Source organism: Pseudomonas sp. Pseusp9, from assembly GCF_059491265.1.
The window spans coordinates 951,673-966,839 of record NZ_CP168500.1; the positions used below are offsets into that span (position 1 = coordinate 951,673).

Here is a 15,167-nt window from a genome sequence, read left to right on the forward strand (position 1 = left end):
GCCAGCCATGAAAGTCGAACAATTGACCTGCAGCATCGGCGCCGAACTGATCGGCGTCAATCTGGCCGACGCCGTCCATGACGACGGTCTGTTTGCCGAAATTCGTGCCCAGTTGCTCAAGCACCGCGTGGTGTTCCTGCGTGACCAGGACATCACCCGCGCCGAACATGTGGCCTTCGCCCGGCGCTTCGGTGAGCTGGAGGATCATCCGGTGGCCGGTAGCGATCCGGATCACCCGGGCTTGGTGCGGATCTACAAGAATCCGGACCAGCCGATGGATCGCTATGAAAACGCCTGGCACACCGACGCCACCTGGCGCGAGGCGCCGCCAATGGGTTGCGTGTTGCGCTGCGTGGAATGCCCGCCGGTCGGCGGCGACACCATGTGGGCCAACATGGTCCAGGCCTATGCAAACTTGCCGGAAGACGTAAAGGTCAAGATCGCCGACCTGCGCGCCCGTCACAGTATCGAAGCGAGTTTCGGTGCGGCGATGCCGATCGAAAAGCGCCTGGCGCTCAAGGCGATGTACCCGGACGCTGAACACCCGGTGGTGCGCACCCATCCGGAAACCGGCGAGAAGGTGCTGTTCGTCAACGCCTTCACCACCCACTTCAGCAACTACCACACCCCTGAGCGGGTGCGCTTCGGCCAGGACGCCAACCCCGGCGCCAGCGAATTGCTGCGCTACCTGATCAGCCAGGCGTACATCCCCGAGTATCAGGTGCGCTGGCGCTGGAAGCCCAACAGCATCGCCATCTGGGACAACCGCAGTACCCAGCACTACGCCGTCATGGACTACCCGCCGTGCCATCGCAAGATGGAGCGCGCCGGGATCATCGGCGACAAGACGTTCTGATCGAACGCCACCTGCATTAGCACTCGTTAACACGTCTGCCCGGCACGATCCCGGGTGGACGGAACAATCATAAGAACTGGAGTAGACCATGCAATTCTTCGACGATTCCCTGCACCCGGAAAACATGGAAAAGGTAGTCATTACCGTGGCCCCGTACGGCCCGGAATGGATGCCTGAAGATTTCCCGGAAGACATCCCGCTGACCATGGACGAGCAAGTCCAGAAAGCGGTCGATTGCTATGAAGCCGGCGCCACCGTACTGCACTTGCATGTACGTGAACTGGACGGCAAGGGTTCCAAGCGTCTGTCGAAGTTCAACGAGTTGATCGCCGGTGTGCGTGAAGCCGTACCGGACATGATCATCCAGGTCGGCGGCTCGATTTCCTTCGCCCCGGAAAGCGATGGTGAAGCGGCCAAGTGGTTGTCCGACGATACCCGCCACATGCTGGCCGAACTGACGCCAAAACCGGATCAGGTCACCGTGGCGATCAACACCACCCAGATGAACATCATGGAGCTGCTGTATCCGGAGTACCTCAAAGGCACTTCTCTGGATAACCCGTTGATCCATGCCGCCTACAGCGAAATGACCGTACCGGCCGGCCCGGCCTGGGTCGCCGAGCACCTCAAGCGCCTGATGGACAACGGCATCCAGCCGCACTTCCAGCTGACCGGCATGCATGCCATGGAAACCCTCGAGCGCCTGGTGCGCAGGGGCGTCTACAAGGGTCCGCTGAACCTGACCTGGATCGGCATCGGCGGCGGTTTCGACGGCCCGAACCCGTTCAACTTCTTCAACTTCATCCACCGTGCGCCGGACGGTTGCACCCTGACCTCCGAATCGCTGCTCAAGAACGTGATGCCGTTCAACACCATGTCGATGGCCATGGGCATGCACCCGCGTGTTGGCAACGAAGACACTATCATTGATCACAAGGGCGATCGCTTCGGCTCGGTGGCGCAGATCCAGCAAACCGTGCGCATTGCCCACGAACTGGGGCGCGAAATCGCTACCGGCAAGGAAGCTCGCGAGATCTATCGCATCGGCGTGCAGTACGAAACCGTCGAGGAAACGCTGCTGGCCAACGGCATGGCCCCCAACCGCAAGGCTGGGCAGAAAGGCGTGCCGCAACGCGGCTGACCGATCAGGTGCGCGAGAGGCCGTGACCTCCCGCGCACCGCACTGCAACACGCTTGATAAAAAAAATAAAACGAAGCTTTGAGGAGGCTGCATGGCCTTTCACCCAATCGCCGCCGGCGATGACGACACCGGTAGTGTCGGCGTTGCGCGCCAATATGCCTGGATCGTCTTTGCACTGACGTTCGGCCTGTTGATTTCCGATTACATGTCGCGTCAGGTACTGAACGCGGTATTCCCGTTGCTCAAGGGCGAGTGGGCGTTGAGTGACGGCCAGCTCGGTCTGCTCAGCGGCATCGTTGCATTGATGGTGGGCCTGCTGACATTCCCGCTGTCGTTGATGGCCGACCGCTTCGGCCGGGTCAAGAGCCTGGCGCTGATGGCAATGCTCTGGAGTCTGGCGACTCTGGGCTGCGCACTGGCGCAGGACTATCAACAGATGTTCATCGCACGATTCATGGTCGGCGTCGGCGAAGCGGCCTATGGCAGCGTCGGCATCGCCGTGGTGATTTCGGTGTTCCCCAAACACATGCGCGCCACCCTGGCCAGTGCCTTCATGGCCGGCGGGATGTTCGGCTCGGTGTTGGGCATGGCCCTGGGCGGCGCCATCGCGGCCAAGCTGGGCTGGCGCTGGTCGTTTGCCGGCATGTCGCTGTTTGGCCTGATGCTGGCGCTGCTCTATCCGTTGATCGTCAAGGAAGCACGCATCGCTCCGCAGCGTGCCGCTCAAGTGGCGAACAAGGCAACGGCGGCGGTCAAGCGGCCGTTGCGCACGCTGTGGTCCAGCCGTTCGGTGGTGGCAACCTACGTCGCCAGCGGCCTGCAGTTGTTCGTCGGCGGTACGGTGATGGTGTGGATTCCCAGCTACCTCAACCGCTACTACGACATGCCCACCGACAAGGCCGGCGGCATGGCGGCGATCATCGTGTTGTGCAGCGGTACGGGCATGATCCTGTGCGGCATGCTCAGCGATCGCCTGTGTCGCCACTCGCCGGAGCGCAAGGTCAGCCTGGCCATCGGTTTTTGCCTGGGCAGTTGCCTGCTGTTGTCGGCGGCGTTCGCCTTGCAGGCAGGGCCGGTGCAATTGCTGCTGATCTGCCTGGGCATGCTGATTGCCACCGGCACCACCGGCCCGTGCGGCGCGATGGTTGCCAACCTGACCCATTACTCGGTGCACGGTACGGCGTTCGCCACGCTGACCCTGGCCAACAACATGCTGGGGCTGGCGCCGGGGCCGTTCATCACTGGCCGGGTGTCGGACCTGATCGGCCTGCATGCCGCGTTTCAACTGGTGCCACTGGTCAGCCTCGCGGCGGCAGCGGTGTTCTTTTATGCCAAGTGTCACTACCACAGAGATATTGCCCGCCTTCAGGGTCAGAGCGTGCCTGACCCCGTCAGTGAAGCCGGGCTAGAGGTGAAGTTGTGAGTCGTCGTTTACGTATTGATGTGTTTTTCGATTTTATCTGCCCCTGGTGCCTGATCGGCAAACGCCAACTGGAGCATGCGCAGGTACAGTTTCGCAGTCGCCACCCGGATGTGCAGATCACCACGGTATGGCATGGCGTGCAGTTGTTGCCGCAGTTGCCGGTGCAAGGTGAGCCCTTCGCCGATTTCTATCGCAAACGCCTGGGCAACGCTGACGCCGTGACCATGCGCCAGGCCCAGGTACAGCAAGCTGCCGGGGCGGTTGGACTGACCATCGACCTCAGCCGCATCGAGACGATGCCCAACACCGCAGACGCTCACCGTCTGTTCGAGCGAGTCAGCAGGACGGGCAATGCCAGTCAGCGTGAAATGTTGCTCGAACGCCTGTTCGCCGCGTATTTCATGCGACGCGAAAACCTCGGTTGCCGTGAGACCTTGCTCGCCATTGCCAGTTCCTGTGGCGTCGATACGGACGCGGTGCTCGATTGCCTGAAGGGCGACGCCACGCCATTTGAAGGATCCCCCGACGCGACCAGTGGCGTGCCGAGCTTCCAGTTCGACCGCCGCGTGACGGTGATCGGCGCACAACCTGCTCAGGCGCTGCTCGGGGCCATGAACGAGGCCCTCAAGGAAAGTGATCGCGAGTGGCAACCGGCATGACCCGGCGTATTCCCGTACCGGCGGGCAAACACCCGCAGGCCGGTGGCCGGGCGCTGTTCGAATTCGAAGACAAAAGCCTGGCGTTGTTCAACGTCGACGGGCAGTTGTTTGCCATCGACGACAGTTGCCCGCATCAGGGCGCGTCGCTGTGTGGCGGGCGTCTTGAGGGCCGAGTGATCCAGTGTTGTGCCCATGGCCTGCGCTTCGATTTGCACAGCGGCTATCTGCTTAATTCCAAAGCCGTAAAAGTCACGAGCTACCCGGTCGAGATCATCGACGACCAGGCGTTCATTGTCATCGTTCCCGAGGAGGCCGCGCCATGAGCGCCATCGCTCTCACCCGCATCCACAGTCGCACGCGCGAACTGGCACCGGGGTTTATCGTCAGTCTGATCGTGGCCGCTGCCGCATCGTTTTTGTCCGAGCACTACGGTGCACCGGTCATGCTGTTCGCCTTGCTGCTGGGCATGGCCCTGAATTTTCTCGCCGATGACGGTCCGTGCAAGGCCGGTGTCGAGTTCACCGCCCGCACGGTGCTGCGCATTGGCGTGGCGCTGCTGGGCATGCGCATCACCCTGGAGCAAATGGCGGCGCTGGGCTGGAAGCCGATAGCGCTGGTGGTGATCCTGGTGGTGGTGACCATCAGCGTGTCGGTGGTCGCGGCCAAGGCCCTGGGTTTCCAGCGCCTGTTCGGCATGCTGACCGGTGGCGCGACGGCCATCTGCGGTGCCTCGGCGGCACTGGCCCTGGCGGCGGCGCTGCCGAACCATCCACAGAAAGAACGCGCCACATTGTTCACGGTGATCGGCGTCTCGGCACTGTCCACGCTGGCGATGATCGTCTACCCGATGATTGCCAACTGGCTGCATTTATCGCCGCAGGTGGCGGGGGTATTCCTCGGCGCCACGATCCATGACGTGGCCCAGGTGGTTGGCGCCGGTTACAGCATGTCGACCGAGACCGGCGACACGGCCACGGTGGTCAAGCTGATGCGCGTTGCCATGCTGCTGCCGGTGATCGTCACCGCGGCGATGATCACCCGCATGCAAGGCGCCGACACGACCGGCAAGCGCCCGCCGCTGTTGCCGTGGTTCGCCGTTGGTTTTCTGATCCTTGCGTGCATCAACAGCACCGGATGGGTGGCGCCTGCGGTACAAGGATCGGTCAACGAACTGTCGCGCTGGTGCCTGGTGATTTCCATCAGCGCCCTGGGCATGAAGACCCGGCTCAAGGAACTGGCGGCGGTCGGGATCAAGCCGATTCTGCTGATGGTCGGGGAGACGGTGTTCCTGGTCGTGCTGGTGCTGTTGTTGCTGCACTGGGGGCTCTGAACGCGTCACCACCCATGGTTTTATGGCAGGGCCGCACGGTATTGACTCCTCATGCCGTGGGGCTCCCGACCGGTGTCACAAACACCGGTTCTTCACGGCGACTGTACCAGCAGTCGCCGTTTTTTTTGGGGTGGACAGTCGTCAGTACTTTGGCATCCACCTGTAATTTCTGACAGTAGACGCTACTGGACAGCGAATGCTATCCAGTGCCCATGAACAATCCCGGTGTGCATCACGCAACGCCCGCCCTCGCGGTCATGGACCCGCGAGGGCTTGCTGTGCGCGGAGTGGGCTACTGGCGTGCGCAGGTCGGACAAGCGCCGCAGGCCCGGGCCACACGGCAGGTATTCGACGCGGCGGGGCGCGGGGTTGAACAGTGGGATCCGCGGTTGTCGGTTTCGGCATTGAGTCATGGGCTTAACCTGACGGGGCAAGTGCTGCTGACCGACAGCGTCGATGCCGGTTGGCGTGTATCGATGCACGGGCAGGCCGGTGAGTCCCTGGTTCAGTGGGACAGTCGCGGCACGCGGCAGGACATTGAGTACGACACGTCGATACGCCCGACAGTGGTGATGGAGCAGGCGCGTGGTGAGGCGGTGCGGGTGGTCGAGCGCTTCGAGTATGGCGGCGCCCATCTTCAGGTCGGCAATCAGTGTGGCCGATTGATTCGCCACGACGACCCGGCCGGCACCCGGCATATGCCCGAGTACGATGTGCTGGGGCTGGCGACGAGTGAAATCAGCCACTTTCTCACTGTGTTGGACATGCCCGATTGGCCGCAGGACGAGTCGGCACGTGATGAATTGCTTGAATCCGGGATGGGGCTGGAGAGTCGCTGGGTCTACAATCCTGTCGGCGATTTGCTGAGCCTTGTCGATGCCAGCGACAACCGTCGGCGGTTCAACTACAGCGTGGCTGGACAGCTCAAGGAGGGTTGGCTGCAACCGGCGAATAGCCCGACACCCGGACAGTGCCTGGTGCACGATATTCGCTACAACCCGAGCAGTCAGGTCGAGCGGGAAACCGCTGGCAGCGGTGTGGTTACCGAGGCCGAGTACGCGCCCGCCGATGGGAATTTGTTGCGGCTGGCCGCAGCATTGCCCGGCGCGTCACCCTTGCAGGATCTGCGTTATGAGGTCGATGCGGTCGGCAATATCGTGAGTATCGAGGACCATGCCCTGCCGGTGCGCTTTTTCAAGAATCAACGCATCGAGGCGTTGCGCAGCTTCGGCTATGACAGCCTGGGCCAGTTGATCAGCGCCACCGGGTGGGAAGCCGGGCAAGCCGCCTCTTATCCGATGACCCATTACCGCACCTCCAACGACGCCAACGCCGTGGTCAATTACCGCGAGGAATACGAATATGACGCGTCCGGCAACTTGACTGAGTTGCGGCACCTCGGCGCGCAATCATTCACCCGGCGCTGGGCCATCGCTCCGAACAGCAATCGCAGTCTGCTCGAAGAGGATCAGCCGGCGGATTTCGACGGCGGCTTCGATAGCAACGGAAATCTCCGTTTTTTGCAGCGCGGCCAGACATTGTGTTGGGACCTGCGCAATCAACTCGCCAGCGTTTCACCCGTACAACGTGAAAACGAAGCCGACGACACCGAACGCTACCTCTACGGCGGCGGAGGCAAGCGCCTGCGCAAAGTCCGCACTGCCCTGGCCGGTACTCGTACCCTGATCGCCGAAGTGCGTTACCTGCCGGGACTGGAAATCCATCTGCGCAATGGCGCCCCGTCGCACCAGGTACTCGACCTCGACGCCGGCCGCAATCGCGTGCAATGGCTGCTCGGACCCGGTGCCCCGGAATATGCGTTGCGCTACCACCTCACCGACCACCAAGGCTCCGGCACGCTGGAACTCGATGAACACGCCCGGGTGCAGAGCCGCGAAGTGTATTACCCGTTTGGCGGTACGGCGTGGGAAGACCACAGCGATCAGAGTGGCGCCTGGAAAACCCTGCGTTATTCGGGCAAGGAGCGCGATGCGACCGGGCTCTACTACTACGGTTATCGCTACTTTGCGCCGTGGCTGGGGCGGTGGATCAATCCCGACCCGGCGGGGGCGGTGGATGGGTTGAACCTGTATCGGTTTGTGGGCAATTCGCCGGTGAGCTTTGCTGACGGCGATGGGCGGATGAAGGAACGCGTTAGTGATTTGCACGCCAGCGGTAGGGAGCTACGTACTAGAGAAGAGTTGGTGGCGGATGATCGTCTGACCATGTGGAGCTTGATTTCTGAAGCATTTCAACCGGTGCCCGCTCCATTAGCATCGTCGGCCATTATCGAAAATTTCGACGTCGACTCCCAAGCGTCTGTGAGTTCCATCGGGTCTGAGGCAGGTTTGTTATCTTTTGCAGGCTTGGCAGAGGATCAAGAAGCACCTTCAGGTCTGGAGGAAATAGAGTTGGCTCCACTGACAACGATCGCTCCACCGTCTCCTGTCCCCGGCCCGACGGGTGTTTTATCCGCTACGCCAAATCGTCCTGCCTGTCCCACCTGTGGCAAAGTCTTTTCAGGTAAGAGCACCCTTAACCAACATTTGAGAACACATACCGGTGAGCGACCGTATTCCTGTACAGAACCGGGATGTAATGCAGCATTTACGCAGTTGGGAAACCTGATTCGACATCGTCGAACACATACCGGTGAGCGGCCTTATGCCTGTACAGCACCGGGATGCACTGCAGCATTTACGCAGTCGGGACACCTGGCTGACCATCGTCGAACACATACCGGTGAGCGACCTTACGCCTGCATAGCACCGGGATGCACTGCAGCATTTGCGAGCTTGGGAGACCTGAATAAACATCGTCGAGTGCATACTGACGGGCACCCCTATCTCTGCATGGAACCAGGTTGTAACTCAGCGTTCAAGTGGCCATCGAATCTCAAAGTTCATCGCCGAAAACATGCCGTTTAATGACTATTCATAGACAAGCTGCATGTCCGGACTACGATGGTCCCGTGGAATCAGGGTTCTTTGGGAACCGGCTGTCCCGCAACATCCACCTGAACCTTCGCAGCCCCCTGCTTCTGCACCCGCCAAGTCGCCGGCGGCATACCAAACTGGCTGATAAACCACCGCGTAAACGAACTCGCCATCGAATAGCCAAGCATGTCGGCAATGCGGCTGAGCGAGTAGTTCGGGTTGTCCAGGTAGCGCAGCACCAGGTCGCGGCGCACGTCGTTGATCACGTCGTTGAAGGCGCAGCCGTCGTCCTTCAGGCGGCGTTGTAGGGTGCGCACGTTCATGCCCTGGCTCTGGGCGACCTGTTCGATGGTGGCGCGCCCCATGGGCAGCAGCAGGTAGATGGCCTTGCGCACTTCGAACAGCATCGAGGCGCCTTCGTGGTTCTGCAGCGAGTCGAGGTAGCTCTGGGCGTAGCGGGCCATGGCCGGGTCGGCGTTGGGGTTGGTCATGTCGAGGCTGATGTCGGGGCAGACGATGCCGTTGAACTCGCTGCCGAACTCCAGGTTGCAGCCGAACAGCCGGCGATGCAGGTGCAGGTTCTCCGGTGGCTGGTGCATGAAGTTGACGCTGTAGGGGTGCCAGTGTGAGCCGAGCAGGGCCGAGCACAGCCGGAACATCACGCCGATGGCCAGCTCCGTGGCCTGGCGGCTGGGCATCGGCGTATCGGTGACCACCTCTTCGCGAATGATCACCATCTTGCCAGCCTCTTCAATGAAGATGGCCAACGAGTCATTCATCAGGTGCCGGTAATTGACCACAACCTGCAAGGCATCGCGCAGGGTGCGCTGGTGGCTGAGCAGCAGGCTGACCACGCCGAAGTCCGAGAGCTGGCGCGACTCGGCCATGCTCAGGCCGAAGGTCTGGCAACCGCTGGCGGCGGCGGAATCTTCCAGCAGGCGCACCGCGGCATCGATGGGGATGCGGGTTTCGGGCGCTTGCAATTGGGCTCTGCTCAGGCCGACGCCCGCCAGGACATCTCGCGGGTTGAAACTCAGGTACTGGGTGACCTCCAGGTAGTTGGTCATGACGGCGGCGCGGACAAGCTTGGGCATGCGAAGGTCTTCCCTGGGCCGATGGCGATTGGCGTGAGCGTGGCGACTATATCCAGCGTATCAACAGTTGAACAGTTGTCATGTTGTTGATGGTTTTGATGCTGGCCGCTCACGCAATCTCTACGTGGGTTGATGCAATCGTCCCGCATCCGTTGATTACAGTGACCCTGCGCCAATCTGCGGCACTTTTCGACCAGCGGTCGCACTGTCCTGCTGTCCGACAATTTGTCATCAAAAGAAAAGTACCTGACGTCCAATGTAAAGCGCTTCGGGTGGTCGCTCTTTAATGTCGACCCTACAAAAAGCCCCTGGCGAAAACAGCCAGTCGAGTTATCGAGAAAGCGAAGGTGTTGACCGTGGACAAACTGCAAACTGCCGCCACCATTCTGATCGTTCCGGGTCTGCGCGAGCATGTGGCCGAACATTGGCAAACGCTGCTTGCAGCCAGGCTGGGCAAGGTACGCAGCGTCCCACCGCTGGAGACCGACAAGCTCGATTGCATGGCCCGTGTGCGGGCGATTCAACACGAACTCGAACAGATCGACGGGCCCGTGATTCTGGTGGCCCACAGCGCCGGTGTGCTGATGGTCGCGCACTGGGCGGCGCATTACAGCCGTCCGATCAAGGGCGCCTTGCTGGCCGCACCACCGGACCTCGATGCGGTCTGGCCGGCAAACTATCCATCTTCCGAAACCCTGCGTAGCCAGGGCTGGAATCCTCTGCCCCAAGGCCCGCTGCCATTTCGCAGCATCGTGGCCGGCAGCACCAACGATCACCTTGCCAGTCTTCCTGCGGTCACCCGCATGGCAGAAGGCTGGGGCGCCGAATTGCTCAATCTGGGCGATGTCGGTCATCTCAATCCGGCCGCAGGATTTGGCCATTGGCAGCAAGCCGAGGCACTCATCCTGCAGCTGGACAGCTAGTACAGGAGCCGGGCTGGCAACACGCCAACCGGCATTTGCCCTCACACCTGAAAACGCAGACCCGAAGAGGAATGCGCGAGGGCGGCTGCGCTTAAAACAAATACAAAAAGGCGGAGACAACGCAATGCACAACAATAAGAGTCACGGCTTCACTGCAGCACGTTATACCTTGCTGGCCTCGGCCATTCTGGCCGTGATCGCGCCTGTTGCCCATGGGGTCGAGATCGATCTGGGCAATCCGGACTGGACCGCGCGCCTGGACAACACCGTCAAGTACAACTACGGCGTGCGCACCGAAAATGCAGACAAGCGCATGCTGGGAACGCCGAACAACAACGACGGCGACTACAACTTCCGCAGGGCCGGTACCAACATCACCAACCGTATCGACCTGCTGACCGAAATGGATGTGGTCTACAAGAATGCCATGGGCTTTCGCGTCAGCGCCGCCAGCTGGTACGACAAGGCCTATGACAACACCGGCTCCAACTCCAACCCGTTCGTCAACGGCAATGGATCGACGTCGGGCCTGATCGCCAACGACCCGCGCCTGGCCGCGGTCACCCATGACAACGTCGGCAATGGCAGCCCGCACCTGAGCAATTACGCCCAGCGCTACTACAGCGGTCCTTCGGGCGAAATCCTCGATGCCTTCGTGTTCTACAGCACCGAAGTGGGCGAGGAGTCGATGTTCAGCGCCAAGGCCGGCCAGCACAACGTGTTCTGGGGTGAGACCATTCTCAACCCGGTGCACTCGGTCAGCTACGGCCAGTCCGGCCTCGACCTGGCCAAGCTTGCCGCATCGCCGGGTACTGAAGCCAAGGAACTGTTCGTCCCGCGCAACCAATTGTCGATGACGTTTACCGTCAATCCGGAATTGACCGTGGGTGCCCAGTACTTCCTCGATTGGGACGCTGCGCGTCTGCCGGAAGCCGGTACTTACTACGGCGGCTCCGATTTGATCGGCTATGGTGCGCAGTCGTTCCTGCTCGGCAACACCAACGCCGTGGTGCCTGGCAGCCCGCTGGGTTGTGGTCTGGCGCCGTGCAACGCGTTGACCAACGTGCGTCGCGGACATGACCTGACACCGAGCAGCAGCGGCGACTGGGGCATCATGGCCAAGTGGTCGCCGGCCTGGCTGGATGGCACCCTCGGCGTCTACTACCGCGAGACTTCGGAAATCCTGCCGCAGGCCTGGCTGGATGCCAGGGGCATTACCTCGGCCAACCCCAACGGCACCCGGCCGGCAGGGCAAGTGCCGGCGGTGGTCAACACCCTCAACTCGCTGGACACCGCGACGTATCAACTGGCCTATGCCGACAACATCAAGATCTTTGGTCTGAGCCTGTCCAAGGACGTGGGCGGGATCAGCGTCGGTTCGGACCTGAACATCCGTCACAACATGCCGCTGGCCAGTATTCCGGCGATTGTCAGCAGCAACAACCCGCTGGGACTGGGCCAAGGCCTGGGCCTGTTGCCGGCACGTACGGCAGCCACGGGTGTGATCTTCGACACCCCGAGTCGCGGCGACAGCATGGCCGCTACCGGCGACACCTTGCACTGGACACTCAACGGCCTGATGACCCTGCCGAAAACCCCGGTGTTCGATCAGGCAACGGTGCTTGCCGAGCTGTACTACAGCAACCTGCTCAAGCTCGATAGCAAGAACGAGGCGCTCTACAAAGGCAAGGACACCTATCGCGGCATCGACGCGCCGACCCGGGACAACTGGGGCATCGCGGTCAACTTCACACCGACCTGGTACCAGGTGTTCCCTGGTGTCGACCTCAACGCGCCGATGTCGGTCAACGTCGGTATCGACGGTGTGTCGCCGGTCTCCGGTGGTGGTGCCAAGGACACCGGCAACTATGCCGTGGGCCTCGGTGCCGTTGTGTACAACAAATACTTTGTCGACCTGAAGTACGTGGACTCCTTCGGCCAGACCAAAAAGTGTGACGTCAGCGGTGTGAGCACCGGCCCGACGGGCGGTGACGGCTCTACTCCGAACGCCTTCAGCGGCAATGAAAACTACGCCTGTTTCGCCGGTGGCTACTCGTCCTTCTCGGGTGGTGGTGCCACGACCGAGGACCGTGGCGCGGTGTACCTGACGATGAAAACAACCTTTTGAAGCATCACTGATTTGCTCAACGCAAGCAGGAGAATAACAAGATGAAATTTGCACAAACCGTGTTGGCCGTTTCGCTGGCCATGGTCTTTGCCGCCCAGGCGCAGGCCGCTGTTTCAACCCAGGAAGCTGCCAAACTGGGCACCAGCCTGACCCTGGTGGGCGCTGAAAAGGCCGGCAACGCCGATGGTTCCATCCCCGCCTACAACGGCGGCCTGACCACGCCGCCAGCCAGCTTCAAGGCCGGTGACAGCATGCGTCCGGATCCGTTTGCCAGCGAGAAACCGTTGCTGGTGATCGATGGCAAGAACGTCGATCAGTACAAGGGCCTGCTCAGTGCAACCACTGCTGAACTGGCCAAGCGCTTCCCGACCTTCCATGTCGACGTTTACCCGACCCACCGTACCGTTTCGCTGCCCCAGGCCATTCTGGACAACGGCGTGAAGAACGCCAGCGGCGCCAAGTCCCTGGAAGGTGGCCTGGCCATCGACAATGTCCTGCCGGGTGTGCCGTTCCCGATTCCGCAGTCGGGCAACGAAGCGATGTGGAACTTCCTGCTGCGTTATCAGGGTGTGAGCATCAATTCCAAGTACGACTCGTGGAACGTCGACTCCGCCGGTGTGCCGAGTCTGGCCACCACCGGGCAGGCGTTCATCTCCTACCCGATCTACGAAAACCTGTCGCAGCCGATCAGCAGCGCCGACGTCTACTACCAGATGAAACTGTCGTACACCGGCCCTGCGCGCCGTGCCGGTGAAGCGATCATGCTCAAGGATGCCGCCAACCCGTTGCAGCAACCGCGTCGCGCGTGGCAGTACCTGCCAGGTCAGCGTCGGGTGAAGCTGGCGCCGAACCTGGCGTACGACACACCTAACCCTGGCACCGCGGGTGCGGGCACTTACGACGACGTGTTCGTGTTCAACGGTGCGCTGGACCGCTACGACTGGAAGCTGGTGGGCAAACAGGAAATGATCGTGCCCTACAACACCTACAAGCTGACCTATGTCCAGGATCCGAAGTCGCTGACCACCGCCAACCACCTGGCACCGGACTTCGTGCGTTGGGAAAAACACCGCGTCTGGGTCGTCGAAGGCAACCTCAAGGCCGGTGCCCGTCACATCTACGCCAAGCGCCGCTTCTACCTCGACGAAGACAGCTGGACCGCTCTGGCCTCGGATCAATATGACGCCCGTGGTCAGCTCTATCGCGGCTCCTTCGCCTTCCTGAGCCAGAGCTACGACAAGCAGGTGCCGGATTCGACGCCGTTCATGATCTACGACCTGGTCGGTGGTTCGTACAACATCAACGGCGTAGTCGGCCCGTATGGCGGCATCAAGTACATCGACCCGCTCTCCAAGGCGCAGTGGTCGTCGGAATCCCTGGCCGGCGCCGGTATTCGCTAAGCCAACCGCATTGTAGGAGCGAGCCTGCTCGCGATGGACGTTAACGATAACGCGTATTTTCTGGATGCCCGTGTCGCCCTCCGGTCCATCGCGAGCGAGCTCGCTCCTACAACAACGGCATGACCGGCTCGCCAGGTACACGGATGTGTGTCCCGGCGTGGTTTTCCGAAGAGGACGCAGTATGTGTTCGTATAAAAATAATATGTTGCAGCTGGCGTTCGGCGTTGTGCTCTGCCTGTCGCAGGGCATCGCCCAGGCGGCCGAATACGTCGATGTGCTGGACCTGCCCGCCAGGGTCAGCGCCTTGGCGATCAACAGCCCTCTGTCCGGCATGGCCCGCGCCGGTGGGCGCGTGATTGCCGTCGGCCAGCGTGGCCATATTCTGTTTTCCGATGACGTCGGCAAGCATTGGCAGCAGGCCGCCGTGCCGGTCAGCGCCGATCTGACCGCCGTGAATTTTCCGACCACCACCCAGGGCTGGGCGGTGGGTAATGACGGCGTGGTGCTGCACAGCAGCGACGCCGGTGCGACCTGGCAAAAGCAGCTCGACGGTCGCCAGATCGGCGAGTTGCTGACCCGGCATTACTCGGCACTGGCCAGTGCCGAGCCGGGCAACGAGCAATGGCCCCAGTTGGCCATGGAAGGCCAACGACTAGCCGAACAGGGCGCGGACAAACCGTTGCTCGACGTCTGGTTCGCCAACGAAAAACTGGGGTATGTGGTGGGTGTGTTCAACCTGATCTTGCGCACCGAGGACGGTGGCCAGACCTGGACCCCGTTCCAGGATCGCACCGACAACCCGCAGGGCTTTCACCTCAACGCCATCGCCTCCACCGGTGACGGTTTGTACATCGCCGGCGAGCAGGGCCTGTTACTCAAATGGGATGACAACAGCCAACGCTTCGCCGCTGTGCCGACGCCTTATCAAGGCAGCTTCTTCGGTGTGCTCGGCAAGCCCGGCGAAGTGCTGGTCTACGGCCTGCGCGGCAACGTGCTGCGCAGCACCGACGGCGGCCAGAGCTGGACTGCACTGGACACCGGCCTGCACGTCAGCATCACCGCGGGCCTGATCGATGCCCGTGGCAATTATCGCTTGTTCACCCAGGGCGGGCAGATGTTGGTCAGCCAGGGGACGGGCGCGCAGTTGCATCTGGTGCAGCAACCGGCACCGATGCCGGTCGCCGGCGCCACCCAGTCCGCCGATGGCGCCTTGGTGCTGGCCGGTAGCCGTGGTACCCGGACGCTGTCCGCCGACCCAGCCCTAGAACCCTAAGAGC

General features: G+C 61.6%; 12 protein-coding genes. 11 read left to right on the plus strand and 1 reads right to left on the minus strand.

The genetic code is table 11. From position 1 onward, the window contains the following. Positions 1 to 7: 7 nt before the first annotated feature. The 7 genes from ACEN8E_RS04210 (at position 8) to ACEN8E_RS04240 (ending at position 8,336) form a co-directional block, all read left to right on the plus strand. Positions 8 to 856: a TauD/TfdA dioxygenase family protein gene (locus tag ACEN8E_RS04210; protein ID WP_008001204.1), complete on the plus strand. Its 849-nt coding sequence runs from the start codon at positions 8 to 10 to the stop codon at positions 854 to 856. 88 nt (positions 857 to 944) lie between these two features. Further along, the gene (locus tag ACEN8E_RS04215; protein WP_495591556.1) at positions 945 to 1,997 is read left to right on the plus strand and encodes a beta-keto acid cleavage family enzyme; all 1,053 of its coding nucleotides are present in this window, start codon (positions 945 to 947) and stop codon (positions 1,995 to 1,997) included. A gap of 91 nt (positions 1,998 to 2,088) precedes the next feature. Then, positions 2,089 to 3,420, plus strand: a complete 1,332-nt coding sequence (locus tag ACEN8E_RS04220) for an MFS transporter (protein WP_495591557.1) — start codon at positions 2,089 to 2,091, stop codon at positions 3,418 to 3,420. Continuing rightward, positions 3,417 to 4,079: a DsbA family oxidoreductase gene (locus ACEN8E_RS04225; protein WP_495591558.1), complete on the plus strand. Its 663-nt coding sequence runs from the start codon at positions 3,417 to 3,419 to the stop codon at positions 4,077 to 4,079. The genes ACEN8E_RS04220 and ACEN8E_RS04225 overlap by 4 nt, the downstream gene beginning before the upstream one ends. After that, positions 4,076 to 4,402, plus strand: a complete 327-nt coding sequence (locus ACEN8E_RS04230; protein WP_495591559.1) for a Rieske (2Fe-2S) protein — start codon at positions 4,076 to 4,078, stop codon at positions 4,400 to 4,402. The genes ACEN8E_RS04225 and ACEN8E_RS04230 overlap by 4 nt, the downstream gene beginning before the upstream one ends. Continuing rightward, on the plus strand, positions 4,399 to 5,409 hold the full coding sequence (locus tag ACEN8E_RS04235; protein ID WP_495591560.1) for a YeiH family protein: 1,011 nt from the start codon (positions 4,399 to 4,401) through the stop codon (positions 5,407 to 5,409). Before ACEN8E_RS04230 ends, ACEN8E_RS04235 begins: the two co-directional genes overlap by 4 nt. 212 nt (positions 5,410 to 5,621) lie before the next feature. Next, the gene (locus tag ACEN8E_RS04240; protein WP_495591561.1) at positions 5,622 to 8,336 is read left to right on the plus strand and encodes an RHS repeat-associated core domain-containing protein; all 2,715 of its coding nucleotides are present in this window, start codon (positions 5,622 to 5,624) and stop codon (positions 8,334 to 8,336) included. A gap of 50 nt (positions 8,337 to 8,386) precedes the next feature. On the opposite strand, the gene ACEN8E_RS04245 is transcribed toward ACEN8E_RS04240, so the two are convergent. After that, positions 8,387 to 9,439 (minus strand): AraC family transcriptional regulator, encoded by a 1,053-nt coding sequence (locus tag ACEN8E_RS04245; RefSeq protein WP_495591562.1) that lies wholly within the window; start codon positions 9,437 to 9,439, stop codon positions 8,387 to 8,389. 356 nt (positions 9,440 to 9,795) lie between these two features. Between ACEN8E_RS04245 and ACEN8E_RS04250 the strand changes: the two genes are divergently transcribed. The 4 genes from ACEN8E_RS04250 (at position 9,796) to ACEN8E_RS04265 (ending at position 15,163) form a co-directional block, all read left to right on the plus strand. Further along, positions 9,796 to 10,362 (plus strand): RBBP9/YdeN family alpha/beta hydrolase, encoded by a 567-nt coding sequence (locus ACEN8E_RS04250; RefSeq protein WP_495591563.1) that lies wholly within the window; start codon positions 9,796 to 9,798, stop codon positions 10,360 to 10,362. 124 nt (positions 10,363 to 10,486) lie between these two features. Beyond that, positions 10,487 to 12,490 carry a DUF1302 domain-containing protein gene (locus ACEN8E_RS04255; RefSeq protein ID WP_495591564.1) on the plus strand — a complete coding sequence of 668 codons (2,004 nt, stop codon included), beginning with the start codon at positions 10,487 to 10,489 and terminating at the stop codon, positions 12,488 to 12,490. Positions 12,491 to 12,531: 41 nt separating this feature from the next. Then, on the plus strand, positions 12,532 to 13,890 hold the full coding sequence (locus ACEN8E_RS04260; RefSeq protein WP_495591565.1) for a DUF1329 domain-containing protein: 1,359 nt from the start codon (positions 12,532 to 12,534) through the stop codon (positions 13,888 to 13,890). A 181-nt stretch (positions 13,891 to 14,071) separates the two neighbouring features. Beyond that, a complete protein-coding gene (locus ACEN8E_RS04265) occupies positions 14,072 to 15,163 on the plus strand; it encodes a WD40/YVTN/BNR-like repeat-containing protein (RefSeq protein ID WP_495591566.1) in 1,092 nt (363 codons plus the stop codon). The last annotated feature ends 4 nt before the right edge of the window (positions 15,164 to 15,167 follow it).